The sequence below is a fragment of the Sphingomonas sp. genome, from assembly GCF_036731925.1.
Taxonomy (GTDB): Bacteria; Pseudomonadota; Alphaproteobacteria; order Sphingomonadales; family Sphingomonadaceae; genus Sphingomonas.
Genome location: NZ_DAINDJ010000002.1, coordinates 942981 through 958713, shown reverse-complemented (window position 1 = coordinate 958713; position 15733 = coordinate 942981). Strand labels below are relative to the sequence as shown.

The following is a 15733-nucleotide window of genomic DNA, read 5'->3' as shown; positions in this document are numbered from 1 at the left end:
TCTGCTCCTTCCTAAAACCGCCATCGACCGGCGCCGGGGTGGCGGGGGGCGGCAGGAGCGGACCGACAGCCCCGCCGGACGCAGGCGGGGCGCACCTGAAGGGCAGGAACGAACGTGGATGACCCGGCAGCGAGGCTGCCGGGTTGCGCCGCGCCGAGGCGGGGCTACAGGGCCGTGACGCCCCCCGCCACCATGACGCCGAAGGCACCACGCCGCCGCGCCACCGGCGCGGCGACCACCAGAGGCATGGCACCCATGCCGACCGGGCCGCATCGCGGGCCGGCCCCACGTCATGCGATCGTCACGGCGAAGCCGCCGAGACGCCGCAAGGCGGCTCGGCTGGAGCGGCACGCGGAAGTAGAGCGCGGTCAGGCTGGAACAGCCTGAGACGCCACATCATCCGCCTACAAATAATTTTCCCGCACATTTGGAACGGTAGCGGACGAATAGGAACGTCTAGGGACAAAATCCCGTAAAACAGCCAATTTTCATGCCATTGACGACGGCGATCGTCACCCCAACTCTGTCTCCAACAAGCACAAAAGGACCCCGCAAGACACAGGAGACTGAGCCATGATCCAACAGCAACCCGACCGCTTCCTTCGCCTCAAGGAGGTGCTCCGCCGCACCAGCCTGTCACGCGCGACGCTCTACCGGAAGATCCAGAAGGGGACCTTCCCCAAGCAGGTGCGTATCGCCACCCGCTGCGCCGGCTGGCGGGAGTCCGCCGTCAACGAGTGGATGCACAATCCCATCTTCTACCACGTAGACGATTTCCGCTGAAGCGTGCCACATGGCTACGATCGTCCCGTGACGCTACCCTCCAGCAGCATCGCTCCGTGGCTGGATGGACAAGACCGTGATGCCTGGATTTGCGGATCACACTCTCGATTTCGACGCGGCGGTGGCCTATCGCTGCGCAGCGCTCCGCGTCCCTGATCCGCCATCAGAACGCGACGCGGTGATCGCCGCCACCGCCCTCGTGCACGGCCTCACCGTCGTTAGCCGCAACACCGCCGACTTGGTCGCAACCGGCGTTCTCCTCCTCAACCCTTTGGGAAGACCTTGCCCACTAAATCTGGGGCGCCGCATACCCAGACCTCACCGACGGGCGATCGGGCGCGGATGGACCGAAGGCGATCAGCCGCCCCTCACTCCCGGAAGGGCAGGATGGTGGCGCCACTGCGCAGGCTGTCCAGCAGGTTCGACCACCACTGTGCCATCGCTACCCGCTCCTTCCAATGCGTGCCCCGATGATAGGCGGCGCGCACCCTGTCGGTGTCGCCATGCGCCAGCGCGCGTTCGATTGCGTCGTAGGACCATTTGCCCGACTCGTTGAGGAGGGTGCTCGCCATGGCCCGGAAGCCATGCGCGGTCATTTCATTGCTGGCATAGCCCAAGCGGCGGAGTGCGGCGTTAAGGGTATTGTCCGACATCGGCCGCGTGCGCGAACGCATCGACGGGAAGACATAGCCGTTGGATCCGGTGATCGACCGGATCTCCAGCAGAATGTCGATCGATTGGGTCGACAGCGGAACATGGTGCGGCTTGCGCATCTTCATCTTCTCCGCCGGGATAGTCCACACGGCGATTTCCAGATCGATCTCCTCCCATCGTGCGTGGCGCAATTCTCCAGGGCGGACAAACACGTGCGGCGCCAGTTGTAGCGCCCACTTGGTCATGCCTTGACCTTCATAGGCGTCGATTGCCTGCAGCAGCTTGCCGACATCCTTCGCTTCGGTGACTGCGCCATAGTGCGTGACGGTTGGCGTCAGCAGCGCGCCGCGGAGGTCTCTCGTTGCGTCTGACTTCAATCGGGCGGTGGCGACGGCATAGCGGAATACGGCGCCGGCCAGCTGCAGGGTACGCCGCGCGCTTTCCAGCTTGCCGCGCTGTTCGATCTTCCGGATCGCGGTTAGCGCGTCGATGGGTTCGATCTTGTGGATCGGCATTTTGCCGATGGAGGTATCGAGCAGGCTGAGAAGATATTCGCACCGTGCAGCGGTGGAGGGCGCCCAGGCCCGGTCGCCATCGCGCCGCCGCTTCGAGCAATATTCATTTGCGATTCGAGTGAAGGTGTTTTCCGCTAGCGCTTCGTTCCGGGCTTTCTCCCGCTGCCGCTCCAAGGCGGGGTCCTTTCCCACGGCAAGGAGATCGCGCGCCTCATCGCGAAGATCACGCGCGTCGCGCAGGCTTACCTCCGGGTAGGAGCCGAAACTGAGCTTCTTTTCGATGCCGTGGCGTTTGTATTTCATGCGCCAGAGGCGGGAGCCGGATGGCGATACGACCAGAAAAAGGCCCAGCCCGTCATAGAGCTTGTACGCCTTGTCGAGGGTCTTGGCCTTACGAATTGCGATATCGCTCAGAGCCATGGTTCGGGCCTTTCGTCGCGAGGGGCCACAGCCGTGGGGCCTCGTCCAAATTTAGGCCCGAAATCTTCGAAAACAGGCCCCACATGCGCTTGGGCTTTCATGGGACGGGACGAGCGATCACGAGCCGGACGACCCGAAAATACCGCAGATTTCCGCGGTTTACAAAGCTCTGTGGGATTTCGTGAGATCGGAAAATGGAGCGGGTAGCGGGAATCGAACCCGCGTATTCAGCTTGGAAGGCTGCTGCACTACCATTGTGCTATACCCGCCCGCTGCGATCCGCCTGCCACAAGCAGGGGCGTGCGGTCAACCGTCCGGATGGGCGGCGGTTCCTGGGGCCTCGGCGGGCTGCGGCCCCTCGCGCGTCACCTCCAGCTGCGAATCGCCGCCGAGCGCGCGGTAGAGGTTCACTCGGTTGGTCGCGGCGGTCAGCTGCACCGTCACCAGCTGCTGCTGTGCTGCATAGAGAGAGCGCTGCGAGACGAGGCTCTGCAGGAAGGTGTCGATGCCCCCCCGGTAGCGCGCCTCGCTCAACCGGAAGGTATCGGCCGCGACGTCGGCTTGGAGCTGGGTGGCGCGCAGTTGCGCGTCGATCGTGCCACGCACCGCCAGCGCGTCGGCGACATCACGGAACGCGGTCTGGATCGCGCGCTCGTAATTGGCGATCTGCGCCTGTTGCTGTGCCTCGCTCAGCTGCACATTGGCGCGTCCGGCGCCGCCGCGGAAAATGGAGTAGGTGCCGGAGCCGCCGGCCTGCCAGTTGAACGCATCGCCGTTGAACAGACTGGACAGCGCGGTGCTGGCGAAGCCCAGTACGGTGGTCAGGCTGATGCGCGGGAACAGCGCGGCGCGGGCGGCGCCGATCTGGGCATTGGCGGCGCGCAGCTGATATTCGGCCTGCACCACGTCCGGCCGGCGCAGCAGGATGCTCGAATCGAGCCCGGCGGGCACAGCGGCAATGGTAGCGGCCGCCTGTTCGATCGAGGCGGGCAGCAGCGCCGGGTCGATCTCGGATCCGGCGAGCAGCCGCAGCGCGTTGACGTCCTGCGCCAGCGCGGTGGTCTGGCGGGCGACGTCGTTCTGCGCGGCCGCGAGCGTCTGTTCGGCCTGGCGCAGATCGGTGCGGGGGGCGACGCCGCCTTCCAGCCGGGCGCGGGTGAGGCGCACGCTGTCCTCGGCGCTCTTCGCGGTTTGCTGCGCGACCGCGAGCAGGCTCGCGTCGGAGGCGTAGTTGAGCCAGGCGGTGGCGATGTCGCCGACCAGGGTGAGCCGCGTCGCGCGGGCGCCCGCCTCGGTGGCGAAATAGCTGTTCTGCTGGGCGCGGGTGAGCGAGGCGAGCCGACCGAACAGGTCGAGCTCGAACCCGGTGATGCCGAGCTGCGTCGAATAGTTGGTGCGCAGCCCGTTGCCGCCGGCTCCTGCGTTGGTGCCGGTACCGGTGCCGGTGCCGGTGCCGGTGCCGGTGCCCGTGTTGCCGGTGCCGTTGCCCAGCGACGTTGTGCTGCCGCGCCGTTCGGTGATGCCCAGGCTCGCATCGACCTGGGGCAGCTGCGCGCCGCGCTGGATCTGGTACTGCGCGCGCGCCGCGGCGATGTTGGCGGCCGCCACGCGGAGGTCGCGATTGTTGGCGAGCGCCTGTTCGATCAGCGTCTGCAACCGCGCGTCGCGGAAGACCTCGCGCCAGCTGAGCGCGGGCAGCGTCGCCTCGCTCGTGCGCAGATAGGAATCGCCCACGGGCCAGCTGGGCGGCACCGGGGCTGCGGGGCGCACGTCCTTCGGCGCCATCGAGCAGCCGGCAAGCGCGGCGGTGGTGAGGAGGGTCAGCGCGCGCTTCATGCCTGGGCCTCCGGGGTGTTGCGGCGATGGCGATTGCGCAGGGCTGCCAGGCCGTCGCGCACGCCGCGGCGGACGAGCACGAAGAACAGCGGGATGTAGAAGATCGCGAGGATCGTCGCCGTCAGCATGCCGCCGATCACCGAGGTGCCGATCGCGATGCGGCTGTTGGCGCCCGCCCCGGTGGAGATCGCCAGCGGCAGCACGCCGAAGATGAAGGCGAGGCTGGTCATCAGGATCGGGCGGAGACGGATGCGGGCTGCATCCAGCGCCGCCTCGATCACGCGCTTGCCCTGCTTCTCGGCCTGCTCCGCGAACTCGATCATCAGGATCGCGTTCTTGGCGGCCAGCCCCATGGTGGTGAGCAGGCCGATCTGGAGATAGACGTCGTTCTGCAGGCCCCGCAGCGTCACCGCGAAGATCGCGCCGACAAGGCCGAGCGGGATGACGAGCAGCACCGCGATCGGGATCGACCAGCTTTCATAGAGCGCCGCGAGGCACAGGAACACGACGAGCAGCGACACGCCGTAGAGGAGCGGCGCCTGGCCCGAGGAGAGCCGCTCCTGATAGGAGAGGCCCGCCCAGGCGACGCTGGTGCCGGGGATCTGCGCGGCGAGTTCGGCGATCCGCCGCATCGCCTCGCCCGAGCTCTTGCCCGGTGCCGCCTGACCGCTGATTTCGAACGACTGCACGCCGTTGAATCGCGCCATCGAGGTAGGCGCCGTCGCCCAGCTGGTCGAGGAGAAGGAGGTGAAGGGCGCCATCTGGCCGTTGCTGCTGCGCACGAACCACTGGGCGAGATCGCCGGGTTCCGAGCGATAGGGTGCGTCGCCCTGCACATACACGCGCTTCACGCGGCCACGATCGATGAAGTCGTTGACGTAGCGGCCGCCCCAGGCGGTCGACAGCGTCGAGTTCACGTCGGTCTGGCTGAGGCCCAGCGTGGCGAGTTTCTGCTGGTCGAGATCGACCTTCAGCGTGGCGACGTCGGGCAGGTCGGCGAGGCGGACCTGCGCCAGCTCCGGATCGGCGTTGGCGGCGGCGAGCAGCTTGTCACGCGCGGCGACGAACTGGTCGCGCGGCATGCCGCTGGAATTGAGCAGTTCCATGGTGAAGCCCGTCGACTGGCCGAGGCCACGGATCGCCGGGGGCACCAGCGCAAAGACTTGGGCGTCGCGGAAGTTGCGGAAGGCGCCGGCCGCGCGGTTGACGATGCCGTCGGCGCTGTTGTCCTTGCCCTTGCGATCGGACCAGTCGGTCAGGTTGAGGAAGCCCTGCCCGGTATTCTGCCCGGCGGGCCCGCCACCGCCGCCGCCGCCGGCGACCGAGAACATCACGGAAACGTTCTTGGCTTCCTGCGTGAGGAAATACTTCTCCACCGCGAGCTGGATTTCCTTGGTGCGCGACATGGTGGCGCCGGCGGGCAGGCGGAACTGGACGGAGGCCGCGCCCTGGTCCTCGGTCGGCAGGAAGCCGGTGGGCAGGCGGACGAACATCAGCACCAGCAGCGCGCAGACGCCGACATAGACGAGCAGGAAGATCCACTTGCGATCGACCACCGCCTGCACCGCGCGGGTATAGCGCTCGACGCCGCGATCGAAGCCGTTGTTGAACTTCGTCTTGGCCGAATGCAGCCCGCGCCCGACCCAGGGGAAACGCCGCGCGAACCAGCTGTCCTCGATATCCTTTTCCTGGTTCTTCTGCTTCAGCAGCGTGGCGGTGAGCGCGGGGCTCAGCACCAGCGCGACCAGCACCGACAGCACCATCGCCGAGACGATCGTTACCGAGAACTGCCGGTAGATCACGCCGGTCGATCCGCCGAAGAACGCCATCGGCAGGAACACCGCCGAGAGGACCAGTGCGATCGCGATCAGCGCCACCTGGATTTCGTCCATCGATTGGATCGTCGCCTCGCGCGGCGTCATTTCCGGATTCTCCTCCATCAACCGCTCGACATTCTCGACGACGACGATCGCGTCGTCGACGAGCAGGCCGATGGCGAGGACGAGGCCGAACAGCGTCAGCGTGTTGATCGAGAAGCCGAGCGCGTAGAATACGCCGAACGTGCCGAGCAGCACCACCGGCACCGCGATCGCCGGGATGAGCGTCGCGCGCCAGCTCTGCAGGAACACGAACATCACGATGACGACGAGAATGATCGCCTCGATCAGCGTCTTCACCACTTCCTCGATCGAGAGCTTGATGAAGCCGGTGGTGTCGTTGGCATAGGCGTATTTGAAGCCGGCCGGGAACCCCTTGGAGGCGGCCTCCACCTGCTGCTTGACGAGGTCGGCGGTCTTGAGCGCGTCGGCGCCCGGCGACAGCGAAATGGCGAGGCCGGCGCCGGGATGGCCGTTGATCCGGCTCGAGGAATTGTAATTGTCCGAACCCAGCTCGACCCGCGCCACGTCGCGCAGCTTCACCGCGGCGCCGGTCGCATCGGTCTTCACGATGATGTTCGCGAACTGCTCGGGCGTCTGCAACCGCGACTGCGAGGTCACGGTCGCGTTGAGCATCTGCTCGTTCGGCATCGGCTGGCCGCCGAGCTCGCCGGCGGCGATTTCGGTGTTCTGCGCCTGGATCGCGGCGATGATGTCGTTCGGGATCAGGCCATAGCTGGCGAGCCGCGACGGGTTGAGCCAGATGCGCATCGCATAGGGCGCGCCGAACACATTGGTGTCGCCCACGCCTTCGATGCGCGACAGCGGATCCTGCAGGTTGGAGGCAAGCCAGTCCGAGACGTCGAGATTGGTCTTCTTGTCGGTCGCGTCATAGACGCCGACGATCATCAGGAAGTCCGGGTTCGACTTGGTGACGGTCAGGCCCTGCTGCTGCACCTGGGTGGGCAGGCGAGACAGCGCCTGCTGCACCTTGTTCTGCACCTGGACCTGGGCAATGTCCGGGTTGGTACCCTTCTCGAACGTTGCCGAGATCGACACCTGGCCGCGCGAGGTGGACGAGCTGCTGAAATAGAGCAGCCCGTCGATGCCGCTCAGCTGCTGCTCGATCACCTGGGTGACGCTGTTCTGCACCGTTTCGGCCGAGGCGCCCGGATAGGTGGCGCGGATGTTGACCTGCGGCGGCGCGACGTCCGGATATTGCGCGATGGGCAGCGAGAGGATCGCCGCCAGGCCCATCAGCATCACGATGATGGCGAGCACCCAGGCGAAGATCGGCCGGTCGATGAAGATGCGCGACATGAGGGCTCAGCCCGCCTTGGCCTGGCTGCCGCCCCTGGTCTGGGCGCCGCCTTGCCCCTGGCCCTTCTTGGGCGGCTCGATCTTCTGCGGGGCGCTGGCGGGCACGGGCTTGATGTCGATGTCGGGCTTGAGGTTCGCCGTGCCCTGCACGATCACCTTGTCGCCCGGCGCAAGCCCTTGCGTGATCACCCAATTCTGCCCGATCGTACGATCGGCCACAACGGTGCGCGCCACCGCCTTGTTGCCCGGCCCGACCACGAACACCGTCGCGTTGCCCTTGGGATCGCGCGACACGCCGGCCTGCGGCACCAGATAGGCTTGGGTGTCGATAGCCTGCGCGAACATCGCGCGGACGAACATGCCCGGCAGAAGTATATTCTGGGGATTGGGGAAGCGCGCGCGCAGCGTGACGGTGCCGGTGCTTTCGCTGACGATCACCTCGGTAAACTCGACCGTGCCGGCCGCGCCATAGTCGCTGCCGTCTTCCAGCTTCAGCCGCACACTGGCGCTGACCGGCGCGATGCCGTCACGCGCGAGCGCCTTGCGCAGGCTGAGCAGGTCGGCGCTCGATTGCTGGATGTCGACGAAGATGGGGTCCAGCCGCTCGATCACCGCCAGCGGATCGGCCTGGTTGGCGGTGACGAGCGCGCCCTCGGTGAACAGCGAACGACCGATGCGGCCGGTGATCGGGGCTGGCACGCGGGTGAAGCGCAGGTTGATCTGCGCGGTCTGCAGCGCCGCGCGCTGCTGGGCGACTTGCGCTGCCGCCTGCCGCGCCTGGGCGACGGCATCGGTGTAATCCTGCTGGCTTACCGCCTGCATCTGGGCGAGCGGCTTGTAGCGATCGGCCCTGATCCGCGCCGCTTCCAGATTGGCCTGGGCGTTCTGCAGGTTGGCCTGCGCCTGGGCGACGCTCGCCTGATAAAGGCTGGGGTCGATCTGATAGAGGGTTTCGCCCTGGCGGACGACTTCGCCTTCCTTGAAGAAGCGGCGCTGGATGATGCCGGCGACCTGCGGCCGTACCTGCGACATCTGGAACGCGGTGACGCGGCCGGCGAGTTCGGTCGTCATCGGAACGCTGCTCGGCTGGACGACGACATAGCCGACCTGCGGTGGGCCCGACGGTCCCCGGCGGCCGCCCTGCTGCTTGCCGGCACCGTCGCCGGAACCGCAGGAGGCGAGGAGCAAGGCCGATGCAACAAGGATCAGGCCCGAACGGCCATGGCTGGTCGGAGCGTTCAAATTTCAGAACCCGCTTAGGGGTGGCCCGAGGAATGCCGAACCACCGGTCACTGCCAAACTCGGCATTAGATGCCACGTTTCCGTGGTGCCACAAAAAGGTTGTCGCAAAATATGTCGAACGGCGTAGCGACTTGCGCGGATTTGCTGCAATTGCGCGTTACCTGCACCGCGCCGGCGTACCGGCGGGTGCAGGTGCAGCGTGTCTTCAGAAGGCGAAGGTCTCGCCGATCGCGCGCTCCCCGACCAGGAAGGCATCCGCCACCAGCTGCAGCGGCCGCACGTCCACGTCGCTTTCGCCTGCGGCCACCAGATCGGCGAAACGGGCATAGAGGCGGGCATATTCGCGATCCGGAGCCTTCTGCTCGTCCTCGCCGGGCAGCTGCAGGATGCTGCCGCCCATGCCGAGGCGCAGCGTGCCGGCGTCGGTGTCGATCTCGATGTCCCAGGTCTGCGGGCCGGTCTGGAGGAAATCGAAGTCCGCGGTCACCGCGGCGCTGCCGCTGCGCATGTGCAGCTTTGCGCGGAGCGGCGAGGCGCGGCCTTCAGGCACTTCCATCCATGCCTGATCGAGCAGCAGTGCGTCCGGCAGGATCTTGGTAGCGATCGACAGCGCATTGATGCCCGGATCGAACACGCCGAAGCCCCCCGCAGCAAGGATCCATTCCTGCCCCGGATGCCAGCGGCGGATGTCCTCGCGCCAGGTGATCCGCGCGGCCGTGATCTGCTTGCCTTCCAGCCATGCCTTGGCCGGCTCGACGCCGGCTGCCTCGCGTGAGTGCCAGGTGGTGAACAGCGTCACACCCTTGGCGCGGGCGCGTTCGGCGAGGTCGAAGATTTCGGTCAGCGTGGCGGCCGGCGGCTTCTCCAGCATCACGTTCAGGCCGGCCTCGATCGCCAGCCGGGCCTGGTCGTAGCGGCCTTCCGGCGGCGTGCAGAGCGATACCGCGTTAAGGCCATGCCCACCGGCGATCAGCGACTCAATGTCCTTGTGTGCAGCAACGCCATCGACCGAGGCATTGCGACTTGCGGTGGCGACCAGCTCGAAGCGGTCATCGCCCGCCAGCGCCGGCAGATGCTGATCCCGCGCGATCTTGCCGATGCCTATCAACCCAAGACGAATCCGCTCCGACATTTCAGCCCATCCTTTTATGAGATATATTGTTGCAGTCGCAGCGGTTATCAAGCTGCGCTACGGTGCCTCGCAGCCACCCGTAGCGGAGGAATCATGTGCGAAGAAGCCGCAACTCGCATCGGTGCGCCGCGCTTTCGCCTCTGGATTGACGAACCAATAACTCCGACATGAACTGCTCTATGTAGCGTCTCGCAGGAAGTTTCAACGGCAGCTGAAGCGCGCCACAAGCAGCGGGTGCCAGATGCTCCGGTGTGCGAGAAGCTCCCTGCCGGGGCGGTGACAGCGTATCCCGGTTCCTCCGAAAGGCAGGGATTTGTCGGGCAATCCATTCGACTGTCCGGGCCGTCAGGTGCGACGGGCGGTGGGCCGGCTGCCGAGCTGGTCGAGCGCATCGGCATTGTCGCGCCCCCAGGCGTAGAGCAGCTCGACCGGCTCGACAAAGCGGTCGCCCAGCGGAGTCAGCCGGTATTCCACCGCCGGCGGCACCGCGTTCTGGACGATCCGGTCGATCAGGCCGGTTTCCTCCATCTCGCGCAGCGTCTGGGTCAGCATCTTCTTGGAGATGCCGGGCAGGCTGCGCAGCAGCACGCCGCTCCGCGCTGCCCCGCCATGGCGGGCATGAAGCGTGTGCAGTACCATGCTCGTCCATTTGGTGGCGAACAGCGCCAGCACGCGCCGCGGCGCGCAATCCTCGCGCCATTCCGAATCCGCCGTGCCTGGCTGCATGGGTACCTCCTGGTGCCTAGGTTCCGATTTGGTGCCGTCTAGAAGCCGCGGGTGCGGCTGCCTAGCTCGCTTGCCAACGCTTTATGGAGGCAGAAATGGCCAAGACGGCTTTGGTGGTAGGCGCAAGCGGGATCGTCGGCAGCGCGACGGCAGACCTGCTGGTGGCGCAGGGCTGGACGGTACACGGCCTGGCGCGGCGCCCGGTCAAGCAGGCGGGCGTGGCGCCGATCGCTGCGGACCTTACCGATGCCGCGGCGACCGCGGAGGCGCTGGGCGGTGTTGATCCCGACGCGGTGTTCATCACCACCTGGCTGCGGCAGGACAGCGAGGCAGAGAACATCCGCGTGAATTCGGCGATGGTGCGCAATCTGCTCGACGGGCTGCCCAAGCCCAAGGGGCCGCGCCACGTCGCGCTCGTCACCGGGCTGAAGCATTATCTGGGGCCCTTCGAGGCCTATGGCAAAGGCAGTCTCCCGCAGACGCCGTTCCGCGAGGAGCAGGGCCGGCTCGACGTCGACAATTTCTACTATGCCCAGGAAGACGAGGTGTTCGCCGCGGCGGAACGCGATGGCTTCACCTGGAGCGTGCATCGCCCGCATACCGTGATCGGCAAGGCCGTGGGCAATGCGATGAACATGGGTACGACGCTTGCCGTCTATGCGACGCTGTGCCGCGAGACCGGGCGCTCGTTCCGCTTCCCGGGATCTGCCGCGCAGTGGAGCGGGCTGACCGACATGACCGATGCGGGGCAGCTTGCCCGGCACCTGCTCTGGGCGGCAGAAACGCCGGCAGCGGCGAACGAGGCGTTCAACGTCGTCAACGGCGACGTCTTCCGCTGGCAATGGATGTGGGCGCGGATCGCCCAATGGTTCGGGCTCGGGCCCGCGCCGTTCGACGGCACCGTTCAGCCGCTCGAGCAGCAGATGGCCGGGGACGCCGATCTCTGGCGCGCGATTGCCGAGCGCGAGGGGCTGGCAGAGCCGAACCTCGCCCGGCTCGCCTCGCCCTGGCATACCGATGCCGATCTCGGGCGGCCGATCGAAGTGGTAACCGATATGTCGAAGAGCCGCCGGATGGGCTTCACCGCCTACCAGCCTACCGACGACGCCTTTTTCGCGCTGTTCGAGCGGCTGCGCGCCGACCGGCTGATTCCCTAGGCCGCTTCGGCGCCCTCGGCGGTGTCGATCAGCTCCACCACGTCGCCGATCAGGGTCCGCATCGCGGTTCGGGCCGTGGCGGAGTCCCTGGCGGCGATCGCATCGCGCACGGCGGCATGATCCGCCACGCTTGCGCTGCGGCCCTTGATCCGGTTGGTGAAGCGGATCGAGGTGCGCAGCGCGGTTGCCACCATGTCGCGGAACTGCGCGTAGAAGGGATTGCCCGACGCGCGCAGCACCGCGACATGGAAGGCGATGTCGGCATCCAGCGTGTCGTCCAGCCCGCGCTCGGCCGCTTCCATGCGGGCGAGCCCGGCAGAGATGCGCTGCAGGTCCTCGGCCGTACCGAATTGCGCCGCCAGCGCCGCCGCCTCGGGCTCGATCGCGATGCGCAGCTGGCTGAACTGGCGCAGCAGATCGACCGAGAATTGCCGCTCGAGCAGCCAGCGCAGCACATCGGTATCGAACAGGTTCCAGGAGGAGGCCGGCTGCACCAGCGTGCCCTGGCGCGGACGCGCGCTCAGCAGCCCCTTGGCGGTGAGCATCTTCACCGCTTCGCGCGTTACCGACCGGCTGACGCCGTGCTGCTTGGCCAGCTCCGCCTCGGTGGGGAATGCCTCCGTCTCATAGCGGCCGGTGACGATCGCCCGGCCCAGCGCATCGAGCATCCCATAAGTGAGGTTGCGGCCGAGCCCCGAGCGGACTTCCTCGGCAGCATGGGGAAGGGCGGTGGACATCCTCGCGATTGCTTTCCTGTTCTCGGCCGTACGATGCTGTGCACGACCAACCTGTTGCAGACATGGTACTCCAGCGGCGTTGCTGGACAACCCTGATAGATAAGATAAATGAACAACGGACCGTCGCATCCGGGCGGGAACGGGGCAAGATGCGCGGGCCATGCCGCTCGCGCCGCGGCCGGCAGGAGTGGGCATGAGTCTATCCAACATCGATCTGGTCGTGGTGATCGCCTATGCGATCGGCATCTTCGGCCTCGCGCAATGGGTGAGCCGCGACAAGGCGGGCGCCACCAAGGATTCGAGCGACTATTTCCTCGCCTCGAAGAACCTGCCCTGGTGGGCGATCGGCGCCTCGCTGATCGCGGCGAACATCTCCGCCGAACAGATCGTCGGCATGTCCGGCTCGGGCTATGCCATCGGCCTGGCGATCGCCTCCTATGAATGGATGGCGGCGCTGACCCTGCTGATCGTCGGCAAGTTCTTCCTGCCGATCTTCCTGCGCAACGAAATCTACACGATGCCGCAGTTCCTGGAGCAGCGCTTCGGACCGACCATCCGCACCGTGATGGCCGTGTTCTGGCTGATCCTCTACGTGTTCGTGAACCTCACCTCGATCATCTGGCTCGGCTCGATCGCGGTCACGCAGGTGGCGGGCGTCAATCAGGACGTGGCGCTGATCGGGCTCGGCGCTTTCGCCTTGCTGTACCAGCTGCGCGGCGGCCTCAAGGCGGTGGCGCTGACGGACATCGTCCAGGTGACGCTGCTGGTGCTGGGCGGCCTCGTCGTCGCCTACCTGACGCTGACCAAGATCGGCGGCGACAGCGGCGTGATCGGCGGTTTCCAGGAACTGACGCGGCGGGTGCCGGACCACTTCGACATGATCCTCTCGCCCGACAATCCGCACTACAAGGATCTGCCCGGCATCGCCGTGCTGGTCGGCGGCATGTGGATCGCCAATCTGAGCTATTGGGGCTTCAACCAGTATATCATCCAGCGCGCGCTGGCGGCGAAGAGCCTGGCGGAGGCGCAGCGCGGCGTGGTGTTCGCGGGCTTCCTCAAGCTGCTGATGCCGGTCGTCATCGTGCTGCCGGGCATCGCCGCGGTGGTGCTGGCGCCGAACCTCGCCAAGCCCGACCAGGCATACCCAACGATGATGGCGCTGCTGCCCACCGGGCTGCTCGGCCTCGTCTTCGCGGCGCTGATCGCGGCGATCATCGCGTCGACCGCGTCCAAGATCAATTCCATCGCGACGATCTTCACCCTCGACATCTACGCCAAGCTGAAGGGCGTGCAGAGCCGTGCCGAGGACGGCGCGGACAAGGCCGCGTATGAAACGCATCTGGTACGCGTCGGCCGGATCGCGGCGGTGGTCTCGATCATCATCGCGATGTTCACCGCGCGGCCGCTGCTCGGCAGCCTCGATCAGGCATTCCAGTATATCCAGGAATTCTCCGGCTTCGTGACGCCGGGCATCACCGTCATCTTCCTGCTCGGCCTGTTCTGGCCGCGCGCGACCGAGGCGGGGGCGTTGGTGGGCGCGGTCGCCTCGGTGGTGCTCAGCTTCGTCTTCTGGTTCCCGGCCAAATGGGGTGGGATCGAGGCGCTGAACGCGGTGCCGTTCATCAACCGCATGGGCATCGTCTTCCTCGCCTCGCTCGCGCTGGCGGTGATCGTCTCGCTCGCCCGTCCGGCGGCACGCGGCAGCAACCGCATCCGCATGGAAGGCGTTCGCTTCAACACCACCACCGGCTTCAACGTGGCCGCGGTGGTGATCATTCTGATCCTGATCGGGTTGTACGCGACATGGTGGTAAGTTTCTCCGGCTCCTTTCTCGCGGTCGACTGGGGCACGACCAACCGGCGTGTCTTCGTGGTCGAGAACGGCGCCGTCACCCACACCGAGCGCGACGACAAGGGCGTCACCTCGGTCACCGACTTTGCCGCGGAAGCCGCCGGCATCCGCGCGCGGCACGGCGAACGGCCGCTGCTGATGGCGGGCATGGTCGGCGCCAATATCGGCTGGGCGCCGGCGCCTTATGTCGCCGCACCGGCGGGCATCGCCGAGCTGGCAGGCGGGTTGCTTTGGGTGGAGGAGCGCAGCGCCATCGTGCCGGGCGTCTCGACCATGGTCACCGGCCGACCCGACGTGATGCGCGGCGAGGAAGTCCAGCTGCTCGGTGCGGTGCATGCCGGGCTGGCGCCTGCCGACGCGCTGCTGGTCCAGCCGGGCACGCATTGCAAATGGGTGGAGATGGTGGACGGCCGCATTGCCGACTTCACCACCGCGATGACCGGCGAGCTGTTCGCGCTTCTCCGGAAACATGGCTTGCTGGCGGCGCAGCTGGGCGGCGACGTCCAGGTCGGCCCCGCCTTCCTCGCGGGCGTGGAAGAGGGCCGCAAGCGCGACCTCGCCGCCTCGCTGTTCGGCATCCGCGCCGCCAAGATGCTGGGCGTGCGCGACGATGCCGAGGCCGCGGCCTTTGCCAGCGGGCTGCTGATCGGCAGCGACGTCGCGGCGCGGCTGGAACATGCGGGCCATGACACCGTCCATATCCTGGCCGACCCGATGCTGGGCGGCCTCTATGCCGCCGCGATTCGTACGCAGGGCCGCGAGGCGGTGATCGCCAGCAGCCATGACGCGTTCGTCGCGGGAATCCTTGCCATTGCGGAGCAGATTGCATGAGCCACATCGCCGAATTCGACGCCGCCTTCGCGCGTTGCCCGCTGATCGCGATCCTCCGGGGCGTGAAGCCCGACGAGGTCGAGGCGATCGGCGACGAACTGGTCGCGGCCGGCTTCACCCTGATCGAAGTGCCGATGAACTCGCCCGAGCCGCTGGAGAGCGTGTCGCGGCTTGCCAAGCGCTTCGCCGGGCGTGCAGTGATCGGTGCGGGCACGGTGCTCAAGGTGGAGCAGGTCCAGGCGGTGGCGGACGCGGGCGGCACGATGATCATCTCGCCCAACGCGAATCTCGACGTGATCCGTGCGAGCGCGGCGGCGGGCCTGGTTTCGCTGCCCGGCATCATGACGCCGAGCGAAGCCTTCGCGGCGCTCGACGCGGGCGCGACCGCGCTCAAGCTGTTCCCGGCCGAGGCGGCGAGCCCGACGGTGCTCAAGGCGATGCGCGCGGTGCTGACCGAGGCGCGGATCCTGCCGGTGGGCGGCGTGTCGCCGGACACAATGGCGCCGTGGATCGCCGCGGGCGCGCCGGGCTTCGGCCTGGGCTCGGCGCTCTACAAGGTGGGGATGACCGCCGAGCAGGTCGGCGCCAATGCGCGGGCGTTCATCGCCGCGCTGGGAGCTTAATGACAGACGGGCGGGAGGTTGCCCTCCCG

Annotated in this window: 12 protein-coding genes and 1 tRNA gene; 5 read left to right on the top strand and 8 right to left on the bottom strand. The window is 67.0% G+C overall.

From position 1 onward, the window contains the following. Positions 1–573 precede the first annotated feature (573 nt). Positions 574–783, top strand: a complete 210-nt coding sequence (locus V7E00_RS14055; protein ID WP_333573257.1) for a helix-turn-helix transcriptional regulator — start codon at positions 574–576, stop codon at positions 781–783. 368 nt (positions 784–1151) lie between these two features. Here V7E00_RS14055 and V7E00_RS14050 read toward each other — a convergent pair whose 3' ends face one another. From V7E00_RS14050 to V7E00_RS14020, 7 genes are all read right to left on the bottom strand, one after another. Further along, positions 1152–2372, bottom strand: a complete 1221-nt coding sequence (locus V7E00_RS14050) for a tyrosine-type recombinase/integrase (protein ID WP_333573256.1) — start codon at positions 2370–2372, stop codon at positions 1152–1154. A 195-nt stretch (positions 2373–2567) separates the two neighbouring features. After that, positions 2568–2641: transfer RNA gene (locus V7E00_RS14045), tRNA-Gly, on the bottom strand. 37 nt (positions 2642–2678) lie between these two features. Continuing rightward, positions 2679–4208, bottom strand: a complete 1530-nt coding sequence (locus V7E00_RS14040) for an efflux transporter outer membrane subunit (protein ID WP_333573255.1) — start codon at positions 4206–4208, stop codon at positions 2679–2681. Further along, the gene (locus V7E00_RS14035) at positions 4205–7405 is read right to left on the bottom strand and encodes an efflux RND transporter permease subunit (RefSeq protein ID WP_333573254.1); all 3201 of its coding nucleotides are present in this window, start codon (positions 7403–7405) and stop codon (positions 4205–4207) included. The genes V7E00_RS14040 and V7E00_RS14035 overlap by 4 nt, the downstream gene beginning before the upstream one ends. A 6-nt stretch (positions 7406–7411) precedes the next feature. After that, positions 7412–8647 carry an efflux RND transporter periplasmic adaptor subunit gene (locus V7E00_RS14030; protein WP_333573253.1) on the bottom strand — a complete coding sequence of 412 codons (1236 nt, stop codon included), beginning with the start codon at positions 8645–8647 and terminating at the stop codon, positions 7412–7414. 205 nt (positions 8648–8852) lie between these two features. Further along, the gene (locus tag V7E00_RS14025) at positions 8853–9779 is read right to left on the bottom strand and encodes a Gfo/Idh/MocA family protein (protein WP_333573252.1); all 927 of its coding nucleotides are present in this window, start codon (positions 9777–9779) and stop codon (positions 8853–8855) included. Between the two features lie 345 nt (positions 9780–10124). Next, positions 10125–10505, bottom strand: coding sequence for a winged helix-turn-helix transcriptional regulator (locus tag V7E00_RS14020; RefSeq protein WP_333573251.1), 381 nt, complete (start codon positions 10503–10505; stop codon positions 10125–10127). A 95-nt stretch (positions 10506–10600) separates the two neighbouring features. Here V7E00_RS14020 and V7E00_RS14015 point away from each other — a divergent pair, with 95 nt between their 5' ends. Further along, positions 10601–11662 carry an SDR family oxidoreductase gene (locus tag V7E00_RS14015; protein WP_333573250.1) on the top strand — a complete coding sequence of 354 codons (1062 nt, stop codon included), beginning with the start codon at positions 10601–10603 and terminating at the stop codon, positions 11660–11662. On the opposite strand, the gene V7E00_RS14010 is transcribed toward V7E00_RS14015, so the two are convergent. Further along, positions 11659–12399, bottom strand: a complete 741-nt coding sequence (locus V7E00_RS14010; RefSeq protein WP_333573249.1) for a FadR/GntR family transcriptional regulator — start codon at positions 12397–12399, stop codon at positions 11659–11661. The genes V7E00_RS14015 and V7E00_RS14010 overlap by 4 nt on opposite strands. 193 nt (positions 12400–12592) lie before the next feature. On the opposite strand from V7E00_RS14010, the gene V7E00_RS14005 reads away from it, so the two are divergent. The 3 genes from V7E00_RS14005 to V7E00_RS13995 are packed head-to-tail and all read left to right on the top strand — an operon-like array spanning position 12593 to position 15704. Next, positions 12593–14212, top strand: a complete 1620-nt coding sequence (locus V7E00_RS14005) for a sodium/sugar symporter (protein WP_333573248.1) — start codon at positions 12593–12595, stop codon at positions 14210–14212. Further along, complete coding sequence (locus V7E00_RS14000; protein WP_333573247.1) at positions 14203–15081, top strand: 2-dehydro-3-deoxygalactonokinase; 879 nt, start codon at positions 14203–14205, stop codon at positions 15079–15081. The genes V7E00_RS14005 and V7E00_RS14000 overlap by 10 nt, the downstream gene beginning before the upstream one ends. Next, positions 15078–15704, top strand: a complete 627-nt coding sequence (locus V7E00_RS13995; RefSeq protein WP_333573246.1) for a 2-dehydro-3-deoxy-6-phosphogalactonate aldolase — start codon at positions 15078–15080, stop codon at positions 15702–15704. Before V7E00_RS14000 ends, V7E00_RS13995 begins: the two co-directional genes overlap by 4 nt. The last annotated feature ends 29 nt before the right edge of the window (positions 15705–15733 follow it).

Coding starts and splice junctions, on each gene's coding strand:
- V7E00_RS14055 (WP_333573257.1), top strand. CDS start 574: ATGATCCAACAGCAACCCGACCGCTTCCTTCGCCTCAAGGAGGTGCTC.
- V7E00_RS14050 (WP_333573256.1), bottom strand. CDS start 2,372: ATGGCTCTGAGCGATATCGCAATTCGTAAGGCCAAGACCCTCGACAAG.
- V7E00_RS14040 (WP_333573255.1), bottom strand. CDS start 4,208: ATGAAGCGCGCGCTGACCCTCCTCACCACCGCCGCGCTTGCCGGCTGC.
- V7E00_RS14035 (WP_333573254.1), bottom strand. CDS start 7,405: ATGTCGCGCATCTTCATCGACCGGCCGATCTTCGCCTGGGTGCTCGCC.
- V7E00_RS14025 (WP_333573252.1), bottom strand. CDS start 9,779: ATGTCGGAGCGGATTCGTCTTGGGTTGATAGGCATCGGCAAGATCGCG.
- V7E00_RS14020 (WP_333573251.1), bottom strand. CDS start 10,505: ATGCAGCCAGGCACGGCGGATTCGGAATGGCGCGAGGATTGCGCGCCG.
- V7E00_RS14015 (WP_333573250.1), top strand. CDS start 10,601: ATGGCCAAGACGGCTTTGGTGGTAGGCGCAAGCGGGATCGTCGGCAGC.
- V7E00_RS14010 (WP_333573249.1), bottom strand. CDS start 12,399: ATGTCCACCGCCCTTCCCCATGCTGCCGAGGAAGTCCGCTCGGGGCTC.
- V7E00_RS14005 (WP_333573248.1), top strand. CDS start 12,593: ATGAGTCTATCCAACATCGATCTGGTCGTGGTGATCGCCTATGCGATC.
- V7E00_RS14000 (WP_333573247.1), top strand. CDS start 14,203: ATGGTGGTAAGTTTCTCCGGCTCCTTTCTCGCGGTCGACTGGGGCACG.
- V7E00_RS13995 (WP_333573246.1), top strand. CDS start 15,078: ATGAGCCACATCGCCGAATTCGACGCCGCCTTCGCGCGTTGCCCGCTG.